We start from the raw sequence: 19,751 nt of genomic DNA on the forward strand, positions 1-19,751 counted from the left end.
ACAATGACCACTCGTTTACCGCTGGTTGCCGCGCAGCCGGGGATCTGGATGGCCGAGCGCCTCTCCACTCTGCCAGGCGCCTGGAGCGTGGCCCACTATGTTGAACTACGCGGCGCCCTCGACCCGACGCTGCTGGGAAAAGCGATTGTCGCCGGTCTGCAGCAGGCGGACACCCTCAGCCTGCGCTTTGAGGAAGAGGAGGGGGAAGTCTGGCAGTGGCTGGCGGCCGACCGCACCTTTGGCGAACCGTCGATCATTGACCTGCGGACGGCGCCGGATCCGCATCGCGCCGCCACGGAGCGGATGCAGGCGGATCTGGCGCAGGATCTGCGCGTCGACGGCGGCAACCCGCTGGTGTGCCATCAACTGCTGCGCGTCGGCGACGACTGCTGGTACTGGTATCAGCGTTATCACCACTTGCTGGTGGATGGCTTCAGCTTCCCGGCGATAACCCGGCAGATCGCCGCCATTTATCGCGCCTGGCAGCGGGGGGAAGCTACTCCTGAGTCGCCTTTCACCCCCTTCGCCGAGGTGGTGGACGAGTACCAGCGCTACGCCGGCAGCGAGGCCTGGCAGCGGGATAAAGCTTTCTGGCAGGCCCAGCGCCAGGCGTTACCGGCGCCTGCCTCACTCTCTGCCGCGCCGCTGGGCGGGCGCGCCGCCGGGAGCGATATCTGGCGGATGAAGCTGGAGATGAACGCCGAGGGCTTCCGCCGCCTGGCCAGCCATGCGCCGCAGTGTCAGCCCGCTGACCTGGCGCTGGCGCTCACCACGCTGTGGCTGGGCCGCCTGTGCAACCGGATGGACTACGCGGCGGGCTTTATCTTTATGCGCCGGATGGGTTCAGCCGCGCTGACCTCGACGGGGCCGGTGCTCAATGTCCTGCCTCTGGCGGTGCATATTGACGCCCGGGAGACGCTGGCGGACCTGGCGATGCGCCTCGCCGGTCAGCTGAAAAAGATGCGCCGCCATCAGCGCTATGACGCCGAGCAGATCGTCCGCGACAGCGGCAAAGCGGCAGGGGACGAACCGCTGTTCGGCCCGGTGCTGAACGTCAAAGTCTTTGATTACCAGCTGGATATCGATGGTGTGCAGGCAGTGACCCACACCCTCGCCACCGGCCCGGTCAACGATCTCGAGCTGGCGCTGTTCCCGGATGAGACCGGCGGGCTGTCGCTGGAGATCCTCGCCAACAAGGCCCGGTACGACGAAGCCGAGCTCCGTCGCCACATGGCGCGACTGACCGCGCTGCTGGCGCAGTTCGCCGCCGATCCGGCGCTGCGCTGCGGCGAAGCAGAGATGCTCTCCGCCGACGAGCTGGCCCGGCTGGCGGCGGTCAACGATACCGTTGTGCCGCTGCCTGCCACCACCCTCAGCGCGCTGGTGGCCGACCAGGCGCGGAAGACCCCGGATGCGCCGGCGCTGGCGGACGCCCGCTGGCAGTTCAGCTATCGCGAGATGCGTCAGCAGGTGGTGGCGCTCGCGCAGCTGCTGCGTCAGCGCGGCGTGAAGCCGGGCGACAGCGTGGCGGTGGCCCTGCCGCGCTCGGTGTTCCTGACCCTGGCGCTGCACGGCATTGTCGAAGCGGGGGCCGCCTGGCTGCCGCTGGACACCGGCTACCCGGACGACCGCCTGCGGATGATGCTGGAAGACGCCCGGCCGTCGCTGCTGATCGCCACGGAGGATCAACTGGCCCGCTTCAGCGATATCCCCGGGCTGGAAAGCCTCTGCTACCAGCAGCCGCTGGCCGCCGGGGATGAGGCGCCGCTGGCGCTGTCAAAACCAGACCATACCGCCTACATCATCTTTACCTCCGGCTCCACCGGGCGGCCGAAAGGGGTGATGGTCGGCCAGACCGCCATCGTCAACCGCCTGCTGTGGATGCAGGATCGCTATCCGTTATCTGCCGACGACGTGGTGGCGCAGAAAACGCCGTGCAGTTTCGACGTGTCGGTGTGGGAGTTCTGGTGGCCGTTTATCGCCGGCGCGCAGCTGGTGATGGCCGAGCCGGAGGCGCACCGCGACCCGCAGGCGATGCAGCAGTTCTTCGCCCGCTACGGTGTGACCACCACCCACTTTGTGCCGTCGATGCTGGCGGCGTTTGTCGCCTCGCTGGATGCCGACAGCGTGGCCGCCTGCCGCACGCTGCGGCGGGTATTCTGCAGCGGCGAAGCGCTGCCGACGGAATTGTGCCGCGAGTGGGAGCGCTTAACCGGCGCGCCGCTGCATAATCTGTACGGCCCGACGGAGGCGGCGGTGGACGTCAGCTGGTACCCGGCCTGCGGATCTGAGCTGGCGGCGGTGACCGGCAGCAGCGTGCCGATTGGCTGGCCGGTGTGGAACACCGGGCTGCGCATTCTCGATGCCGCGATGCGCCCGGTGCCGCCGGGGGTGGCGGGGGATCTTTATCTCACCGGCATCCAGCTGGCGCAGGGCTATCTGGGGCGCCCGGATCTCACCGCCAGCCGCTTTATCGCCGACCCGTTTGCCCCCGGCGAGCGGATGTATCGCACCGGCGACGTAGCGCGCTGGCTGACGAACGGCGCGGTGGAGTACCTTGGCCGCAGCGACGATCAGCTGAAGATCCGCGGGCAGCGCATCGAGCTTGGCGAGATTGATCGGGTGATGTTGGCCCTGCCGGACGTGGGGCAGGCGGTGAGTCACGCCTGCGTCTTCAACCAGGCGGCGGCGACCGGCGGTGATGCGCGACAGCTGGTGGGCTATCTGGTCTCTGACTCCGGCCTGCCGCTGGATACCGCGGCGCTGAAAGCGCGGCTGGCGGAACAGCTGCCGCCGCATATGGTGCCGGTGGTGCTGATGCAGCTCGCTGAGCTGCCGCTGAGCGCCAACGGCAAACTGGACCGCAAAGCGCTGCCGCTGCCGACCCTCGGCGGCGAGCGCAGCGGCCGGCCGCCGGAGCCCGGCATGGAAACTCTTGTCGCCGCCGCCTTCAGCCAGCTGCTGGGCTGCGAGGTGAACGATATCGACGCCGATTTCTTCGCCCTTGGCGGTCATTCGCTGCTGGCGATGCGCCTGGCGGCACAGCTCAGCCGCCAGCTGGCGCGGCAGGTGACCCCGGGGCAGGTGATGGTGGCCTCGACGGTGGGCAAACTGAGCGCGCTGCTGGCCGCCGATCTCAGCGATGAGCAGGCCCAGCGCCTGGGGCTGGATACGCTTCTGCCGCTGCGCGAGAGCGACGGCCCGACGCTGTTCTGCTTCCATCCCGCCTCCGGCTTCGCCTGGCAGTTCAGCGTGCTGGCGCGCTATCTCAGCCCGCGCTGGTCGATTACCGGTATTCAGTCGCCGCGCCCGCAGGGGCCGATGGCTAGCGCCGCCAGCCTCGACGAGGTGTGCGAGCATCATCTGCGCACGCTGCTGGCGCAGCAGCCGCACGGCCCTTATTACCTGTTCGGGTATTCGCTGGGCGGCACCTTAGCCCAGGGGATTGCCGCCCGCTTGCGCCAGCGCGGCGAAGCGGTGGCCTTCCTCGGCCTGCTGGATACCTGGCCGCCGGAGACGCAAAACTGGGCAGAGAAAGAGGCCAACGGGCTGGATCCCGAGGTACTGGCGGAGATCGACCGCGAGCGCGAAGCGTTCCTCGCCACCCAGCAGGGGCAAGCCTCCGGCGAGCTGTTCAGCGCCATCGAAGGCAACTATGCCGATGCGGTGCGGCTGTTAACCACCGCGCATAGCGCGAAGTTTGACGGCAAGGCGACGCTGTTCGTGGCGGAGAAGACGCGGCAGGAGGGGATGGATCCGCAGGTCGTATGGGGCCCGTGGGTGGGGGAACTGGAGGTGTTCAGCCAGAACTGCGCCCACGTCGATATCATCTCCCCGCAGGCCTTTGAGGCCATCGGTCCGGTGGTCAGGGAGATTCTGGGGTAACGGTTGAGTTCGGGCTACAACAGGTAGCCCGGCTCAGCGTAGCGCAAGCCGGGGAAAGAGGAGATTACCGGCGGCCCAGCGGGACCACCAGCGGCGTATGCGCCACCGGATCTTCAATGATCGTGCAGCGCAGACCGTAAATCCGTTCAATCAGATCGGCGGTGACGATCTCCTTCGGCGCCCCCTCGGCGACGATCCTGCCGTCGCGCAGGGCGATCAGGTGGGTGGCGTAGCGGCAGGCCTGGTTAAGATCGTGCAGCACCGCCGCCAGGGTATAGCCCTTCTCGCGATTCAGCTCGCTCAACAGTTCCAGTAGGTCGATCTGATGGCTGATGTCCAGCCAGGTGGTCGGCTCATCCAGCAGCATAATCGCCGTTTCCTGGGCCAGCACCATCGCAATCCACGCCCGCTGCCGCTGGCCGCCGGAAAGCGTGTCGACGCTCTGCAGCGCCAGATCGCTGATCCCGGTCGCCCGCATCGCCTTGTTCACCGCCTCTTCATCTTCTTTGCGCCAGCGGGTAAACAGCGGCTGGTGCGGATAGCGCCCGCGGGCCACCAGCTCCTGCACCGTGATATCGCCAGGGGTGGTGGCATTCTGCGCCAGCAGCCCGATGCGGCGGGCAACCTCTTTACTGGCGTACTGCTGGATCTGCGCGCCGTCGAGCCAGACGTGGCCGCTGGCCGGCGTCATCAGGCGACTGAGGGTGCGCAATAGCGTCGACTTGCCGCAGCCGTTGGGGCCGATAATGGCGGTGAAGTGACCGTCAGGGATGGTCACGTTCAGCGACTCGGCGATGGTCTTGTTCCCGTAGGCCAGGGTTAACTGCTCGCCGCGCAAACGGGAGGGGACAGCACTCATTTTTTGCGGGACTCCTGAATCAACAATGCAATAAGGTAAATACCGCCGAGGCTGACGGTTAACACGCCAACCGGCAGCTGCCACGGCATAAACAGCCGTTGGGCGCCGTAATCGGCCAGCGCCAGCAGCAGCGCGCCGCACAGGGCCGACTGGGTCAGTCCCCAGCGGGCCGTGCCGCTCAGGCGGCGGGCGATATGCGGCGCCACCAGCGCGATAAATGAGATCGGCCCGGCCAGCGCCGTCGAGGCGGCGGTGAGCACCACCGCCACCAGCATCAGCAGCAGGCGCGAACGCTCGACCTGCACCCCCAGCGCGCAGGCGGTATCGTCGCCCATCTCCAGCAGCCGCATCCGGCGAACCAGCAGGGCGCTGCCCACCAGCATCAACAGGATCAGCGGCGCCGACGGCCAGGTTTTACCCCAGGTCAGGCCGTTAAGCGATCCGGCGTTCCACAGGCCCGCAGAAAGGGCGGTCTCCAGCGAGGCGCGCAGCAGCAGCCAGGTGTTGAATGCCACCAGCATGGCGCGCACGCCGATGCCGATAATGATCAGGCGGAAGGTTTCGATCCCGTTGCGCCAGGCCAGCAGCCAGACCACCAGCGAGGTCAGCACCCCGCCGGCCATCGCCGCCAGGGCGATCGCCGTCAGGTTCTGGCCGAAGAGGACCATCGCCACCAGCACGCCGCTCCAGGCGCCGGTGTTAAAGCCCATCACGTCCGGGCTGCCGAGCGGGTTACGGGTCAGCGACTGGAAAATGGCGCCGCTGACGCCGAGCGCGGCGCCAATGAGCAGCGCCATTAACACCCGCGGCAGCCGCCATTCGTTCACCACCATCGCGACGTTGCGCGGCGCATCGCCGAACAGCGCCGAGAACACCTGGTCAATCGTCAGGGGCACCGGGCCTTGCGCCAGCTCGAGCAGAGAAATCAGCAGGCTGGCGGCCATCAGCAGCAGGCAACTGGCTATCAGGCGGCGGGACGGAGCAATCACAGGCCACCTCCCCGCGGCTGGCGGCGCACCAGCCAGATCAGCACCGGCGCGCCGAGAAAGGCGCTCACCACCGATACCCGCAGTTCGCCGGGCACCAGCAGGCGGCCAATCACGTCGGCAAACAGCAGCAGGGCCGGGGTGGCGAGCAGGGTGACCGGCAGCGACCAGCGATGATCGGCCCCCACCAGCCAGCGCGCCATATGCGGCATCATCAGGCCGATAAAGGCGATGGGGCCGACGACGGCGGTGGCGCTGCCGCACAGGACGGTGATGACGATCAGGCCGATCAGCTGGGTGCGGGCGACGCGGCTGCCGAGGGCGGTGGCGGTATCGTTGCCCAGGCTCAGACTGTTAAGCGCCCGGCTCAGCAGCAGAGCGGCGATCCCCGCCACCACTACCGGCAGCAGGACAATTTTCAGCGTTTGCAGGGTGCGGATATCCAGCGAACCGGCCTGCCAGAAGCGTAGCTGATCGTAGACGTCCGGGTTGAGCAGGGCGATGCCGTTGGACAGCCCCTCGAGTACCGCCGCAAGGGCGACCCCGGCGAGAGTGAGGCGCACCGGGCTCAGCTGACCGCCGCCCTGGCTGCCGGTAAAGGCTACCAGCAGCGAGGCGCAGAGCGCGCCGCAGAACGCCAGCAGCAGCTGCTCCTGCGGGGAAGTGATCCCGAACAGCGCCGCGCCGAGGACGATGGCGAAGCTGGCGCCGGAGTTGACCCCCAGCAGGCCGGGGTCGGCCAGCGGGTTGCGGGTGAGCGTCTGCATCAGCGCGCCGGCGAGGCCGAGGGCGACGCCGGCCAGCAGACCGGCCAGAGTGCGCGGCAGGCGCGCGTCCAGCACGATAGTGCAATCAGCGCTTTGACAGGTTCCGCTGAAGGCGGTGAATACCGTGCCGATCGGCAACGATTTGGCGCCGATGGTCAGGCTAAGCGCGGCGGCTAAGGCGAGTAATAGCAACAATCCGGGCACGGCGACAGAGCGTACCGCGGTCGTAGAAAACGACATAACTGACATCCCTGATATGATAATGATAGTAATTATCGTTATCGATTTTATTCAGCTATGGTAGCATGACCCATAGTAAAAAGGGTATTAAAAATAACGACAAGGCGCTGTAATGAACCGACAATCCTGGCTGCTCAATCTCAGCCTGCTGAAAACTCACCCGGCGTTTCGCGCCGTTTTTATCGCTCGCTTTATCTCTATTCTGTCGCTTGGCCTGCTGGGCGTGGCCATTCCGGTACAGATCCAGATGATGACCCATTCGACCTGGCAGGTCGGGTTGTCGGTGACGCTGACCGGGGCGTCGATGTTTGTTGGTCTGATGGTGGGGGGCGTGCTGGCTGACCGCTATGAACGTAAACGCCTGATCCTGCTGGCGCGCGGCACCTGCGGCGTGGGCTTTGTCGGCCTGTGTCTGAACGCCCTGCTGCCGGAGCCGTCGCTGGCGGCGATCTACCTGCTGGGGATCTGGGACGGGTTCTTCGCCTCGCTGGGGGTGACCGCGCTGCTGGCGGCGACCCCGGCGCTGGTGGGGCGGGAAAACCTGATGCAGGCCGGGGCCATCACCATGTTGACGGTGCGCCTTGGCTCGGTGATTTCGCCGATGATCGGCGGCCTGCTGCTGGCCACCGGCGGCGTGGCGTGGAACTTCGGCCTGGCGGCGGCGGGGACCTTTATCACCACCTTAACCCTGCTGCGTCTGCCGCAGCTGCCGCCGCCTCCGCAGCCGCGCGAGCATCCGCTGCGCTCCCTGCTGGCGGGGCTGACCTTCCTCTGCCGGAGCCCGCTTATCGGCGGGATTGCGCTGCTTGGCGGTCTGCTGACCATGGCCAGCGCGGTGCGGGTGCTCTATCCGGCGCTGGCCGGTAGCTGGCAGATGTCGGCCGGACAGATTGGCCTGCTGTACGCCGCTATTCCGCTCGGTGCGGCGCTGGGGGCGTTGACCAGCGGCCAACTGGCCCAGACGGTGCGGCCGGGCGCGCTGATGCTGGCGACGACGGTGGGATCGTTTGTCGCCATTGCGCTGTTCAGCCTGATGCCGCACTGGGCATTGGGCGCGCTGTGCCTGGCGCTGTTTGGCTGGCTGAGCGCTATTAGCTCGCTGCTGCAGTACACCCTGATTCAGACCCAGACGCCGGAACATATGCTCGGGCGGATTAACGGTCTGTGGACCGCGCAAAACGTCACCGGCGACGCCATCGGCGCGGCGCTGCTCGGCGGCTTAGGGGCGGTGATGACGCCGGCGGCATCCGCCAGCGCCAGCGGCTGGGCGCTGGCGCTTGTCGGTGTGCTGCTGGTTGGGCTGCTACGCGAGCTGCGCCGTTTCCAGCGCCCGGAAATTGTCAACGAAAGTTAAGTAGGGTGCGATTGCCCGGTGGCGGCTGCGCCTTACCGGGCCTGGGGTACGGCAGGCCGGTGCAAGCTCAGTAGGCCGGGCAAGGTGTGCAGGCCGAGTGCCCGTCCTGATGGCGCAGCCCGCGTTAGCCGAACAGGCTGGAGAGACGCTGGAGCACCAGCAGAGCGCTGTAGTAGTCAAGGCGGAAGGTCTCGGTGCCCAGCGGGTAGACGCGTTTGCCTGCGACCGCCGGGAGATGCGCCAGCAGCGGGTTAGCGTAGATGGCATCCGCATCTTTCTGGTCGCCGGCGAACAGGAACAGGCTCTGGCCGTTCAGACCGGCCGCGAGGTTCTCCCCGCCCAGCTGCACGATATCGTGGCGTTTACCCTGGCTATGGCTGGCGGGCAGGCCGCCCGGCAGCGTCGCCAGGCTAAAGCCCAGCTGTTCGAGCATCTGCCCCTGAGCCGATTCCGGCGTCCAGATATTGGCGCTGTGCGCGGCGGCGGTATAGACCAGGGCGGTCACCGGCTGCGGCGGCAGTTTCATTTTTTCTTTTAACGAAACGAGCTGTTTATTGAAGTCGGCAATGCGCGCGCTGGCCTGTTGTTCATGACCGGTGATCTGCCCCAGCTGGGTGAGCAGGGTTTGCCAGCTTTTATCGTCATAGTTGATGACCAGCGTCGGGGCGATGGTTTTAAGCTGATCGTACAGCGGCAGGGCGGAGTCGCCACCGGTCGCGCTCACCAGGATCAGATCCGGCATCTGGGCGGCCACCGCTTCGGCGCTTGGTTCGCCGATGTACAGCCGCGCCAGCTTGCGGGCTTTGGCAACCTCGCTCCACTGGCGCAGAAAGCCCTGGCTATCGGCGACGCGGTTGTTCGGCGTGGTCGCGCCGCTGGCGACCACCGGAGCGTCAATCGCCAGCAGCGAACCGGTAAGCGTCACGCTGGTGGAGACAATGCGCAGCGGCTGACTCGGCAGGGTATGCGTCCCGTAGCTGTCGGTGACCTGGCGCGGCCAGTCCGCCGCCTGGGCTGAGGTAATTCCTAAAAGCAACAGCATGCCGGTCAGCGCACCGCGGCGGCAGAAAGAAAAGAAGTTCACGTCATCGCATCCTGATTTGAAAGGTGATAAATGCGTCTCATTTTCAACTTTGTGTCAACAGGATGCAAGCCAAAGTGGCGGCGCCATGACGTAACGCGGTTGACATGGCGGGCAATACCTTTTAGGTTAGCCAACCAAAATATAAATGATAATTATTCTTAATATCTTTATCGTTTTTGGAGGATGATATGGAAACGTCACTGGCTGAGGATGTAAAGAAACCGACCCGGACCCTGTCGCCGGACAGCTTCTTCTTTATGTCGCCGTACCGCAGTTTTACCACTTCAGGCTGCTTCCGTCGCTTCTCACAGCCTGCCGTTGGCGGCGATGCGCTGAACGGCGAGTTCCAGCAGCAGATGGCGGCCGCCTTTGCCGAGGCCCGGGCGGCGGGGATCCGCAAGCCGGTGATGGTCGGGGCTATCCCGTTCGACACCTGTCAGCCTTCCGAGCTCTATATCCCCGAGCGCTGGGAAGCGTTCTCTCGCCCGGAAAAGCAGCGTTCCGCCCGCTATGCCGCGCCGCTGGAGGCGATGGAGGTGGTGGAGCGTCGGGAGATCCCGGAGCAGGACGCGTTTTTAGCCATGGTGGAACGCGCCGCCGCGCTGACCGCCACCCCGGAAGTCGACAAAGTGGTGCTATCAAGGCTTATCGATATTACCACCCGCGACCGCGTCGACAGCGGCGCGCTGATGGAGCGACTGATCGCCCAGAACCCCGCCAGCTTTAACTTCCACGTGCCGCTCTCCGACGGCGGCGTGCTGCTGGGCGCCAGCCCGGAGCTGCTGCTGCGTAAAGAAGGACAGCACTTCAGCTCTCTGCCGCTGGCCGGCTCCGCCCGTCGCCAGCCGGACGATGTGCTGGACCGGGAAGCAGGCAACAGGCTGTTGGCCTCCGGCAAAGATCGCCACGAGCACGAGCTGGTGACCCAGGCGATGAAGAGCGTGCTGGGCCCGCGCAGCAGTCAGCTGTCGCTACCGGAGTCGCCGCAGCTGATTACCACCCCGACGCTCTGGCATCTGGCGACGCCGATCGCAGGCACCGCGCTGGCGGAAGAAAACGCCATGTCGCTGGCCTGTCTGCTGCACCCGACGCCGGCGCTGAGCGGTTTCCCGCATCAGGCGGCGAAGCGCCTGATTGCTGAACTGGAACCCTTCGATCGCCAGCTGTTCGGCGGCATCGTCGGCTGGTGCGATGACGAAGGCAACGGCGAGTGGGTGGTGACTATCCGCTGCGCGCGTCTGCAGCAGCGTACGCTGCGCCTGTTTGCCGGCGCGGGCATTGTTCCGGCCTCCTCGCCGCTGGGCGAATGGCGCGAAACCGGCGTCAAACTGACCACCATGCTTAACGTATTTGGCTTGAACTAAGAGGCAAGGATGATTGCATTTACCCGTTGGCCGGAAGAGTTTGCGGCCCGCTATCGTCAAAAAGGCTACTGGCAGGATCTGCCGTTAACCAATCTGATCACCCGTCACGCGGACAATGACGCCGTGGCGATTATCGATGGCGAGCGGCAGATTAGCTACCGCCAGTTTAACCAGCTGGTGGACAACCTCGCCTGCTCGCTGCAGCGCCAGGGACTGAAGCGCGGGGAGACCGCGCTGGTGCAGTTGGGCAATGTCGCCGAGTTTTACATGACCTTCTTTGCGCTGCTGCGCATCGGCGTCGCGCCAGTGAACGCTTTGTTCAGCCACCAGCGCAGCGAACTTAACGCCTACGCCGCGCAGATTAAACCGGCGCTGCTGATTGCCGATCGCGAGCACGCTCTGTTTGCTGACGATAGCTTTCTCCACGCGTTTATCGCGGAACATCCTTCCCTGCGCGTCGCACTGTTGCGTAACGACGGCGGCGAGCGCGATCTGGCGACGGAGATTAACCGCCCGGCGGATAACTTTATCGCCAATCCAACCCCTGCCGACGAAGTGGCCTTTTTCCAGCTCTCCGGCGGCAGCACCGGGACGCCGAAGCTTATCCCACGCACCCATAACGATTACGACTACAGTATCCGCCGCAGCAACGAGATCTGTGGGATTAACGCTGAAACGCGCTACCTCAACGCGCTGCCGGCGGCGCATAACTATGCGATGAGTTCCCCGGGTTCGCTCGGCGTTTTCCTCGCCGGCGGGCGGGTGATCCTCGCCGCCGACCCGAGCGCCACGCTCTGTTTCCCGCTGATTGAACAACATCAGATCAACGTTGCCTCGCTGGTGCCGCCGGCGGTCAGCCTGTGGCTGCAGGCGATTCACGAATGGGGCAGCAACGCCCAGTTGCAATCGCTGCAGCTGTTGCAGGTCGGCGGCGCGCGCCTGTCAGCGACCCTCGCCGCGCGCATTCCGGCGGAAATCGGCTGCCAGCTGCAGCAGGTGTTCGGCATGGCGGAGGGGCTGGTGAATTACACCCGCCTTAACGATAGCCCGGAGCGGATCATCAATACCCAGGGCTGTCCGATGTGCCCGGACGATGAAGTGTGGGTAGCGGATGCCGACGGCAACCCGCTGCCGCGCGGCGAAGTGGGCCGCCTGATGACCCGCGGGCCGTACACTTTCCGCGGCTACTACAACAGCCCGCAGCATAACGCGGAAGCCTTTGACGCCGAGGGGTTTTATTGCTCCGGCGATCTGATTTCGATCGACGAAGACGGGTATATCACCGTCCAGGGCCGGGAAAAAGATCAGATCAACCGCGGCGGCGAGAAGATCGCCGCTGAAGAGATCGAAAACCTGCTGCTGCGCCATGAGGCGGTGATCCACGCCGCGCTGGTCAGCATCGAAGACAATCTGCTGGGCGAGAAAAGCTGCGCTTATCTGGTGGTGACCTCGCCGCTGCGCGCCGTCGCCGTGCGCCGCTTCCTGCGCGAGCAGGGGGTGGCGGAATTTAAACTGCCGGACCGCGTGGAGTGCGTTGCCGCGCTGCCGCTGACGCCGGTGGGCAAAGTCGATAAAAAACAATTACGTCAGTGGCTGGCCGAAGGCAAGCTGGGCTGAAGGAGAACAGAGAATGGCAATCCCTAAATTACAGGCATATGCGCTGCCGGAAGCCAGCGATATCCCGGCGAACAAGGTCAACTGGGCCTTTGAGCCGTCGCGCGCCGCGCTGCTGATCCACGATATGCAGGAGTATTTCCTCAACTTCTGGGGCGAAAACAGCGCGATGATGGAGAAAGTGGTGGCTAATATCGCCGCCCTGCGCGACTTCTGCAAACAGAACGGCATTCCGGTGTACTACACTGCCCAGCCGAAAGAGCAGAGCGATGAAGACCGCGCCCTGCTGAATGATATGTGGGGGCCGGGTCTGACCCGCTCGCCGGAGCAGCAGCAGGTGATTGCCGCGCTGGCGCCGGATGAAGACGATACCGTGCTGGTGAAATGGCGCTACAGCGCGTTTCATCGCTCGCCGCTGGAGGAGATGCTGAAAGAGACCGGTCGCGACCAGCTGATCATCACCGGCGTTTACGCCCATATCGGCTGCATGACCACCGCCACCGATGCTTTCATGCGCGATATCAAACCGTTCTTTGTCGCCGACGCGCTGGCAGATTTCAGCCGTGAAGAGCACCTGATGGCGCTGAAATACGTCGCCGGCCGCTCCGGCCGCGTGGTGATGACCGAAGAGCTGCTGCCGCTCCCAGCCTCCAAAGCGGCGCTGCGTGAGCTAATTCTGCCGCTGCTCGACGAATCCGATGAACCGTTGGATGATGAAAACCTAATCGACTACGGTCTGGATTCGGTGCGGATGATGGCCCTGGCCGCCCGCTGGCGCAAAGTGCACGGCGATATCGACTTCGTGATGCTGGCGAAAAACCCGACCATCGACGCCTGGTGGGCGCTGCTCTCCCGCGAGGTGCACTAATGGCGGCGCTGGATTTTCGCGGTCAGACCGTGTGGGTGACCGGCGCAGGTAAAGGGATTGGCTATGCCACCGCGCTGGCTTTCGTCGAGGCCGGGGCTAACGTCACCGGGTTCGACCTCGCCTTTGACGGCGAAAGCTACCCGTTTGCCACCGAAACGCTGGACGTCGCCGATGCCGACCAGGTACGCGAGGCATGCAGCCGGCTGTTGGCGAACACCGAGCGTTTAGATGTGCTGGTGAACGCCGCCGGGATCCTGCGCATGGGCGCTACCGACCAGCTGAGCGCGGAAGACTGGCAGCAGACCTTCGCGGTCAACGTCGGCGGCGCGTTTAATCTGTTTCAGCAGACGATGGCCCAGTTCCGTCGCCAGCGGGGCGGGGCGATCGTCACCGTCGCCTCCGATGCCGCGCACACGCCGCGCATCGGCATGAGCGCCTATGGCGCCTCGAAGGCGGCGCTGAAAAGCCTGGCGCTGACCGTCGGCCTTGAGCTGGCGGGCAGCGGGGTGCGCTGTAATCTGGTGTCGCCGGGCTCCACCGATACCGATATGCAGCGCACCCTGTGGGTCAGCGACGATGCAGAGCAGCAGCGGATCCGCGGCTTCGGCGAGCAGTTTAAGCTCGGCATCCCGCTGGGTAAAATCGCCCGCCCGCAGGAGATCGCCAATACCATTCTGTTCCTCGCCTCTTCTCACGCCAGCCATATCACCCTGCAGGATATCGTGGTTGATGGCGGCTCGACGCTGGGGGCGTAAATGGCCTGGAAGCGAGAGCTTACGCTGGCGGCGCTGAACGCCAGCAGCGAAAATACCATGGTGGCGCATCTTGGCATCATCTACACCCGACTGGAAGAGGGGCTGCTGGAGGCGGAGATGCCGGTGGATGCGCGCACGCATCAGCCGTTTGGCCTGCTGCACGGCGGCGCTTCCGCGGCGCTGGCGGAGACGCTGGGCTCGATGGCCGGTTGGCTGATGACCGAAGAAGGGCAGTGCGTCGTCGGGACTGAGCTTAACGCAAGCCATCACCGGGCCGTCTCCAGCGGGAAAGTGCGCGGCGAGTGCCGTCCGCTGCATCTTGGTCGCCAGAGCCAGAGCTGGGAGATTGTGGTGTATGACGAGAAGGGGCGGCGCTGTTGCACCTGTCGTCTGGGCACCGCGGTGCTGGGCTAAGAAGCCGCTGTTTCCCCGGCTTGCGCTACGCTTAGCCGGGCTACGTATCGGCGCAATGGGGTAGCCCGGATAAGGCGCAGCGCGCCGCCATCCGGGAGTTTCCCTGCTCGCATTGCGCTTAGCAGGACTACGGATCTGTAGGTCGGGTAAGGCGTTAGCCGCCACCCGACAAAAAAACGGCACCGTTCACGGTAACCCTTTCATTCATTTTCCTGCCTTAAGTGATCTCGCTAGCAATGTGAGACAAATCTCTGTGGGTGTACGGCATCTGCGATGTTTCGGTGTTGTTAAATTCTGCGTTGTGATCTAGAAACAAAATGTAACATCCTGATTACCCTACCGGTGGACCACAACAATGAATAATTCAGGGAAATACCTTATCTGGGCGCTGCTCTCCGTCATCGGAGCCTTCGCCCTCGGCTATATCGCTTTAAACCGGGGTGAGCAGATAAACGCGCTGTGGATTGTCGTCGCCGCGGTCTGCGTTTATTTGATCGCGTATCGTTTCTACGGCCTGTATATCGCTAAAACCGTGCTCGGCGTTGACCCGACGCGGATGACGCCCGCGGTGCGGCATAACGATGGCCTCGACTACGTTCCAACCGACAAAAAAGTGCTGTTCGGTCACCATTTTGCCGCCATTGCCGGCGCGGGGCCGCTGGTGGGCCCGGTGCTCGCCGCGCAGATGGGCTACCTGCCGGGGATGATCTGGATCCTCGCCGGCGTGGTGCTGGCTGGGGCGGTACAGGACTTTATGGTGCTGTTTGTTTCGACCCGCCGCGATGGCCGTTCGCTTGGCGAACTGGTTAAAGAGGAGATGGGACCGACCGCTGGCGTCCTGGCGCTGGTGGCCTGCTTTATGATCATGGTGATCATCCTCGCGGTCCTGGCGATGATTGTGGTGAAAGCGCTGACCCACAGTCCGTGGGGGACATACACCGTCGCCTTTACCATTCCTCTGGCGATCTTTATGGGCATCTACATCCGCTATCTGCGTCCGGGACGCATCGGCGAGGTGTCGGTGATAGGCCTGGTGATGCTGGTGTTCGCCATCATCTCCGGCGGCTGGGTGGCGGAAAGCCCGACCTGGGCGCCGTGGTTTGATTACACCGGCGTACAGCTGACCTGGATACTGGTGGGCTACGGATTTGTGGCTGCGGTACTGCCGGTCTGGCTGCTGCTGGCCCCGCGCGATTATCTCTCCACCTTCCTGAAAATCGGCACCATCGTGGGGCTGGCGATTGGCATCCTGATTATGCGCCCGACCCTGACGATGCCGGCGCTGACCAAGTTCGTCGATGGTACCGGCCCGGTATGGACCGGCAACCTGTTCCCGTTCCTGTTTATCACCATCGCCTGCGGCGCGGTCTCCGGCTTCCACGCGCTGATCTCCTCCGGCACCACGCCGAAAATGTTGGCCAACGAAAGCCAGGCCTGCTTTATCGGCTACGGCGGCATGTTGATGGAATCCTTCGTCGCTATTATGGCGCTGGTGGCGGCCTGTATTATCGATCCGGGCGTCTACTTCGCGATGAACAGCCCGATGGCGGTGCTGGCGCCGGCGGGTACCACCGATGTCGTCGCCTCGGCAGCGCAGGTGGTGAGCGGCTGGGGCTTTAGCATTACGCCTGATACGCTGCATCAAATCGCCAGCGAGGTCGGCGAACAGTCGATTATCTCCCGCGCCGGCGGCGCGCCAACGCTGGCGGTGGGGATGGCCTACATCCTGCACGGCTCGCTGGGCGGACTGATGGATGTCTCGTTCTGGTACCACTTCGCCATTCTGTTTGAGGCGCTGTTTATCCTGACGGCGGTTGACGCCGGCACCCGCGCGGCGCGCTTTATGCTGCAGGATCTGCTGGGCGTGATTAGCCCGGGGCTGAAAAAAACCAGCTCGCTACCGGCCAACCTGCTGGCGACCGCGCTGTGCGTGCTGGCGTGGGGCTACTTCCTGCATCAGGGGGTGGTCGATCCGCTGGGCGGGATTAACACCCTATGGCCGCTGTTCGGTATTGCCAACCAGATGCTGGCGGGGATGGCGCTGATGCTCTGCGCGGTGGTCCTGTTCAAGATGAAACGCCAGCGCTACGCGTGGGTGGCGCTGCTGCCGACCAGCTGGTTGCTGATCTGTACGTTGACCGCCGGCTGGCAGAAGTCGTTTAGCCCGGACACCAAAGTTGGTTTCCTGGCGATCGCTAATAAATTCCAGGCGATGATCGACAGCGGCAACATTCCGCCGCAATATACCGAATCACAGCTGGCGCAGCTGGTGTTTAACAACCGTCTCGATGCCGGGCTGACCATCTTCTTTATGATTGTGGTGGTGGTGCTGGCGCTGTTCTCGATTAAAACCGCGCTGGCGGCGCTGAAAGAGGATAAACCGACGGCGAAAGAGACACCGTACCAGGCGATGCCCGCCGATGCGCAAACTATAACCGCGCAGGCGAAGCGCGCGCATTAACCGGTGTGCCGGGTGGCGGCTTCGCCTTACCCGGCCTACATTTCCGATCCTCCCTCTCCCTTTGGGAGAGGCTCGGGGTGAGGGATACAAAAGAGAAATGACTTATGTTTGACACCCTTTCCAAAGCAGGTAAGTACCTGGGCCAGGCGGCGAAGATGATGATCGGCGTGCCGGATTACGATAACTACGTCGAGCACATGCGAATAACCCACCCGGATCAGACGCCGATGACTTATGAAGAGTTCTTTCGCGAACGCCAGGACGCGCGCTACGGCGGCAAGGGCGGGGCGAAGTGCTGTTAACCCTCTTTCGGCAGATAGAGGCTGATCTGCTCCTGAGTACAGCCGTAAATCGCCGCCAGCTTCTCGCGGGTGCGCTTTTGCGGACGGGAGTCCAGCGCTTCCAGCTGTGACACCGCGGACTGGCTGATGCCAAGCTTTTCGGCTACCTCCTGCTGGGACATCCCGCGCAGGATGCGCCACGCGGCCTGCAGGCTGACGTTTTCTTTATGCATCACGTCGCATACTTCGCCCGGCAGCATGACGTCATCATAGATATCTGATTCATAAGGAATATCTTCCCATTCGCTTTCATCCTCGTCGTCGTACTCCAGCAGAGCCAGGCGCATACGAAAGTAATCGCTGTAAGGAATGACGACATACTGGTCTTTTCCTTCTTCATCCTTGATGTACTGAATAGTCATATTCGGTATGTTCCTCATGAAGGTAGGTGGTGGTGGTTCGGCGTTTAACCGCCACGACGTAGCAGGTATCGCCCGGCGGATCCCCAAAGGTGTAGATGACTCTGTAATCACCTAATCGCAGCCGGTAGTGGTTTTCGGGAGAGGACAATTTTTTGATATCCGAGATAGGTGAAGCTTTATCATCCATCTTCTCCAGCCTGGATTTAATGCGGCTCTTATACCGAGTATCGATTTTAGAAAATTGCTTATCTGCCGTTTTTGACCAGACAATTTTCATCCGTACCTCCACTGTACGCCCACACAAAATATAAGGAAATAATAAGACTATTAGATAAATTCCGAATTTCTTATGGGGTACTGTAGAGCGGAGAAAAAACGCAGGTAAGAGGCAAAACGCAACCCGTCGAGGCGGCGCGGAAAGGCCTCTGCCGGGCGACAGAGGCTTGCAGAAAATGTGCGATCAGGCGTTCAATCCGCCATCCACGTCCAGCCCCGTACCGGAGATCTGCCCGGCGGCCGGGCTGGCGAGGAAGGTGACCGCCGCGGCGATGTCTTCCGGCTGGCCGTAGTGGCCGACCGCAATCATCTGGCGCTGGGCTTCCGCCTGTTCTCCGTCTTCCGGGTTCATATCGCTGTTGGTCGGCCCTGGATGGACAAGGTTAACGGTGATCCCGCGAGGGCCTAAATCACGCGCCAGGCCACGGGTCAGGGCGTTGAGGGCGGACTTGGTCATGGCGTAAACCGAGATGCCCGGCATGGCCACGCGGTTAGCCAGACAGCTGCCGATATTGATGATCCGTCCGCCATCGGCCATATGCACCAGCGCTTCCTGGGTGGCGATGACCACCCCACGGATATTGACGTTGATAAGCGCGTCAATGTCCGCCAGCGTCATGGATTCCAGTGGACCGCCGCGGGCTATTCCGGCGTTGTTGACCAGAATGTCCAGCCCGCCGAGGGACCGGGCCGCATGGGTTACCGCCTCCTGAATCGCCTGCGCGCTGGCGCTGTCGGCCTGTACCGCTTCGCCGTACCGACCCAGCGCCTTTATTTCATCGGCGACCGCCTGGGCTTTATCGGCCGATTTTTCATACGTAATAACCACATCGGCGCCGGCGCGCGCCAGCGACAGCGCGATGGCGCGACCCAACCCACGGCTGGCGCCGGTAACCAGCGCCTTCTTACCTGTTAAATCGATCTGCATGATGACCTCGTTGCGAGAGTGGTGAGCATCATCATTAGGTATAGACGGTCGGGGTGATTAACGGCTGAAGTATTCCACCTTCTCAAACGCCGCGCGCAGAACCTCAGGGGTTAACGTCACCGGTAAATAGTGAATCGACTCGCCCGGGCGCAGGGTATGGGCAATGACCCGGTCCAGCTCTGCGCGGTTATTGATATCGACTTCCAGCGCCGCCAGGGTGGTCGGCAGGTTAAAGCGCTGATACGCCTGCACTAACTGCGCCAGCACATCGTCCTGACCAAGCAGGGCGCTCTGTACCAGAATGCCGTAGGCCACTTTGGTACCGTGGAGGAATTTATCCGTCTGCGGCAGCACCGTCAGTCCGTTGTGCACCGCATGGGCGGCGGCGACCCGGGTGTAACGTTCCCCCAGCCCGCCAACCATCCCGCCGCCGGCGATAATCGCCTCCACCACATCGCGAAACGCCTGGGTCAGATCGCCGCGGCGCTGGTCCGCCAGCGCCGTTTCGCTGCTGGCCAGCAGCACATCGCGGATCGCCTGCGCGCCGTTAATCCCCAGCCGCACGGTGAGCGGCAGCGCCTCCGGCTGCGGCGCCAGCACCACGGCCTCATACCATTTGGCTAAGGTGTCGCCAATGCCCGCCAGCAGGTACTCCGCCGGGGCGTTGAGAATAATGCGCGGTTCGACCAGCACCAGAAAGTTGGCGTCATCGAAGAGCTCAAAATTCAGGGCCTGTCCGGCGTCGCTATACCACACCGACAGCGGCGTCCACGCCGCGCAGGTGGCGGCGATAGTCGGGATGGCCACCAGCGGTACCCCCAGGCGGCGGGCCAGCACTTTCGCGCTGTCGAGCAGCGCGCCGCCGCCGACGCCAATCACTACCGCCCGATCGTCACCGGAGGCCTGCACCAGCCCCGCCACGTCGCGTTCGCTGCAGTGGCCGGTAAAGCGGATCTTTTTCGCCTCCGGCAGGTGGAAGGCCGCCGGCAGAAAAGGTTCGGCGCCGGCCAGAGCGCGCTCGCCATAGACCCACACCGCTCGCGAGAGCTGGTCGGCGTTAAAAAAATCGCTCAGCCGCTCAAGGCTGCCAGGATGGGAGAAATAGTTGGCCGGGCCGGGCACGACGCGGATATCGCTGTTGCTCATGGAAGCTGTCCTTATGGGTGTTGGGCTAACCTGATGTTATGTCTGGA

General features: G+C 63.6%; 17 protein-coding genes. 9 read left to right on the forward strand and 8 right to left on the reverse strand.

The features are described 5' to 3' along the window. Positions 1–3 precede the first annotated feature (3 nt). On the forward strand, positions 4–3,885 hold the full coding sequence (gene entF / locus KHQ23_RS20830; protein ID WP_038992511.1) for an enterobactin non-ribosomal peptide synthetase EntF: 3,882 nt from the start codon (positions 4–6) through the stop codon (positions 3,883–3,885). A 64-nt stretch (positions 3,886–3,949) separates the two neighbouring features. Here the strand turns inward: entF and fepC are convergent, their stop codons facing one another. The 3 genes from fepC to fepD are packed head-to-tail and all read right to left on the reverse strand — an operon-like array spanning position 3,950 to position 6,737. Further along, entirely contained in the window at positions 3,950–4,744 is a 795-nt protein-coding gene (gene fepC / locus KHQ23_RS20835) for an iron-enterobactin ABC transporter ATP-binding protein (RefSeq protein WP_002893737.1), read from the reverse strand. Beyond that, positions 4,741–5,733: an iron-enterobactin ABC transporter permease gene (gene fepG / locus KHQ23_RS20840; protein WP_038992512.1), complete on the reverse strand. Its 993-nt coding sequence runs from the start codon at positions 5,731–5,733 to the stop codon at positions 4,741–4,743. Before fepG ends, fepC begins: the two co-directional genes overlap by 4 nt. Then, complete coding sequence (gene fepD / locus KHQ23_RS20845) at positions 5,730–6,737, reverse strand: Fe(3+)-siderophore ABC transporter permease (RefSeq protein WP_004176917.1); 1,008 nt, start codon at positions 6,735–6,737, stop codon at positions 5,730–5,732. The genes fepG and fepD overlap by 4 nt, the downstream gene beginning before the upstream one ends. A gap of 112 nt (positions 6,738–6,849) precedes the next feature. Here fepD and entS point away from each other — a divergent pair, with 112 nt between their 5' ends. Continuing rightward, positions 6,850–8,091 (forward strand): enterobactin transporter EntS, encoded by a 1,242-nt coding sequence (entS, locus tag KHQ23_RS20850; protein WP_004147525.1) that lies wholly within the window; start codon positions 6,850–6,852, stop codon positions 8,089–8,091. 124 nt (positions 8,092–8,215) lie between these two features. Here entS and fepB read toward each other — a convergent pair whose 3' ends face one another. Continuing rightward, on the reverse strand, positions 8,216–9,175 hold the full coding sequence (fepB, locus tag KHQ23_RS20855; protein WP_004147526.1) for a Fe2+-enterobactin ABC transporter substrate-binding protein: 960 nt from the start codon (positions 9,173–9,175) through the stop codon (positions 8,216–8,218). A gap of 188 nt (positions 9,176–9,363) precedes the next feature. Here fepB and entC point away from each other — a divergent pair, with 188 nt between their 5' ends. The 7 genes from entC to KHQ23_RS20890 all read left to right on the forward strand — a co-directional run bounded on the left by entC (position 9,364) and on the right by KHQ23_RS20890 (position 16,953). Further along, the gene (gene entC, locus KHQ23_RS20860) at positions 9,364–10,539 is read left to right on the forward strand and encodes an isochorismate synthase EntC (protein WP_004176916.1); all 1,176 of its coding nucleotides are present in this window, start codon (positions 9,364–9,366) and stop codon (positions 10,537–10,539) included. 9 nt (positions 10,540–10,548) lie between these two features. Then, positions 10,549–12,156 (forward strand): (2,3-dihydroxybenzoyl)adenylate synthase EntE, encoded by a 1,608-nt coding sequence (gene entE / locus KHQ23_RS20865; RefSeq protein WP_019705365.1) that lies wholly within the window; start codon positions 10,549–10,551, stop codon positions 12,154–12,156. Positions 12,157–12,169: 13 nt separating this feature from the next. Further along, positions 12,170–13,021, forward strand: a complete 852-nt coding sequence (gene entB / locus KHQ23_RS20870; protein WP_020324582.1) for an enterobactin biosynthesis bifunctional isochorismatase/aryl carrier protein EntB — start codon at positions 12,170–12,172, stop codon at positions 13,019–13,021. Positions 13,022–13,029: 8 nt separating this feature from the next. Beyond that, positions 13,030–13,776 carry a 2,3-dihydro-2,3-dihydroxybenzoate dehydrogenase EntA gene (entA, locus tag KHQ23_RS20875; RefSeq protein ID WP_024622880.1) on the forward strand — a complete coding sequence of 249 codons (747 nt, stop codon included), beginning with the start codon at positions 13,030–13,032 and terminating at the stop codon, positions 13,774–13,776. Next, on the forward strand, positions 13,777–14,190 hold the full coding sequence (gene entH, locus KHQ23_RS20880; RefSeq protein WP_002893892.1) for a proofreading thioesterase EntH: 414 nt from the start codon (positions 13,777–13,779) through the stop codon (positions 14,188–14,190). It abuts the gene before it with no gap. Between the two features lie 355 nt (positions 14,191–14,545). After that, a complete protein-coding gene (cstA, locus tag KHQ23_RS20885) occupies positions 14,546–16,651 on the forward strand; it encodes a pyruvate/proton symporter CstA (RefSeq protein WP_012737624.1) in 2,106 nt (701 codons plus the stop codon). 104 nt (positions 16,652–16,755) lie between these two features. Next, the gene (locus tag KHQ23_RS20890; protein WP_002893903.1) at positions 16,756–16,953 is read left to right on the forward strand and encodes a YbdD/YjiX family protein; all 198 of its coding nucleotides are present in this window, start codon (positions 16,756–16,758) and stop codon (positions 16,951–16,953) included. Here KHQ23_RS20890 and KHQ23_RS20895 read toward each other — a convergent pair. The 4 genes from KHQ23_RS20895 to KHQ23_RS20910 all read right to left on the reverse strand — a co-directional run bounded on the left by KHQ23_RS20895 (position 16,950) and on the right by KHQ23_RS20910 (position 19,704). Beyond that, entirely contained in the window at positions 16,950–17,354 is a 405-nt protein-coding gene (locus KHQ23_RS20895; RefSeq protein ID WP_004178982.1) for a helix-turn-helix transcriptional regulator, read from the reverse strand. The two genes, KHQ23_RS20890 and KHQ23_RS20895, sit on opposite strands and share 4 nt — an antisense overlap. Beyond that, positions 17,329–17,631 (reverse strand): type II toxin-antitoxin system RelE/ParE family toxin, encoded by a 303-nt coding sequence (locus tag KHQ23_RS20900; protein ID WP_004147534.1) that lies wholly within the window; start codon positions 17,629–17,631, stop codon positions 17,329–17,331. The genes KHQ23_RS20895 and KHQ23_RS20900 overlap by 26 nt, the downstream gene beginning before the upstream one ends. 183 nt (positions 17,632–17,814) lie before the next feature. Continuing rightward, positions 17,815–18,558, reverse strand: a complete 744-nt coding sequence (locus KHQ23_RS20905; RefSeq protein ID WP_004183359.1) for an SDR family NAD(P)-dependent oxidoreductase — start codon at positions 18,556–18,558, stop codon at positions 17,815–17,817. A gap of 57 nt (positions 18,559–18,615) precedes the next feature. Continuing rightward, on the reverse strand, positions 18,616–19,704 hold the full coding sequence (locus tag KHQ23_RS20910; RefSeq protein WP_032419233.1) for an oxidoreductase: 1,089 nt from the start codon (positions 19,702–19,704) through the stop codon (positions 18,616–18,618). Positions 19,705–19,751 lie beyond the last annotated feature (47 nt).

It is taken from the genome of Klebsiella sp. 64, from assembly GCF_018223915.1.
GTDB lineage: Bacteria > Pseudomonadota > Gammaproteobacteria > Enterobacterales > Enterobacteriaceae > Klebsiella > Klebsiella pneumoniae.

Bases quoted from the DNA above. Each gene is read 5' to 3' on its own strand.
- entF (WP_038992511.1), top strand. From the start codon at position 4: ATGACCACTCGTTTACCGCTGGTTGCCGCGCAGCCGGGGATCTGGATG.
- fepC (WP_002893737.1), bottom strand. From the start codon at position 4,744: ATGAGTGCTGTCCCCTCCCGTTTGCGCGGCGAGCAGTTAACCCTGGCC.
- fepD (WP_004176917.1), bottom strand. From the start codon at position 6,737: ATGTCGTTTTCTACGACCGCGGTACGCTCTGTCGCCGTGCCCGGATTG.
- entS (WP_004147525.1), top strand. From the start codon at position 6,850: ATGAACCGACAATCCTGGCTGCTCAATCTCAGCCTGCTGAAAACTCAC.
- entC (WP_004176916.1), top strand. From the start codon at position 9,364: ATGGAAACGTCACTGGCTGAGGATGTAAAGAAACCGACCCGGACCCTG.
- entE (WP_019705365.1), top strand. From the start codon at position 10,549: ATGATTGCATTTACCCGTTGGCCGGAAGAGTTTGCGGCCCGCTATCGT.
- entB (WP_020324582.1), top strand. From the start codon at position 12,170: ATGGCAATCCCTAAATTACAGGCATATGCGCTGCCGGAAGCCAGCGAT.
- entH (WP_002893892.1), top strand. From the start codon at position 13,777: ATGGCCTGGAAGCGAGAGCTTACGCTGGCGGCGCTGAACGCCAGCAGC.
- cstA (WP_012737624.1), top strand. From the start codon at position 14,546: ATGAATAATTCAGGGAAATACCTTATCTGGGCGCTGCTCTCCGTCATC.
- KHQ23_RS20890 (WP_002893903.1), top strand. From the start codon at position 16,756: ATGTTTGACACCCTTTCCAAAGCAGGTAAGTACCTGGGCCAGGCGGCG.
- KHQ23_RS20895 (WP_004178982.1), bottom strand. From the start codon at position 17,354: ATGACTATTCAGTACATCAAGGATGAAGAAGGAAAAGACCAGTATGTC.
- KHQ23_RS20900 (WP_004147534.1), bottom strand. From the start codon at position 17,631: ATGAAAATTGTCTGGTCAAAAACGGCAGATAAGCAATTTTCTAAAATC.
- KHQ23_RS20905 (WP_004183359.1), bottom strand. From the start codon at position 18,558: ATGCAGATCGATTTAACAGGTAAGAAGGCGCTGGTTACCGGCGCCAGC.
- KHQ23_RS20910 (WP_032419233.1), bottom strand. From the start codon at position 19,704: ATGAGCAACAGCGATATCCGCGTCGTGCCCGGCCCGGCCAACTATTTC.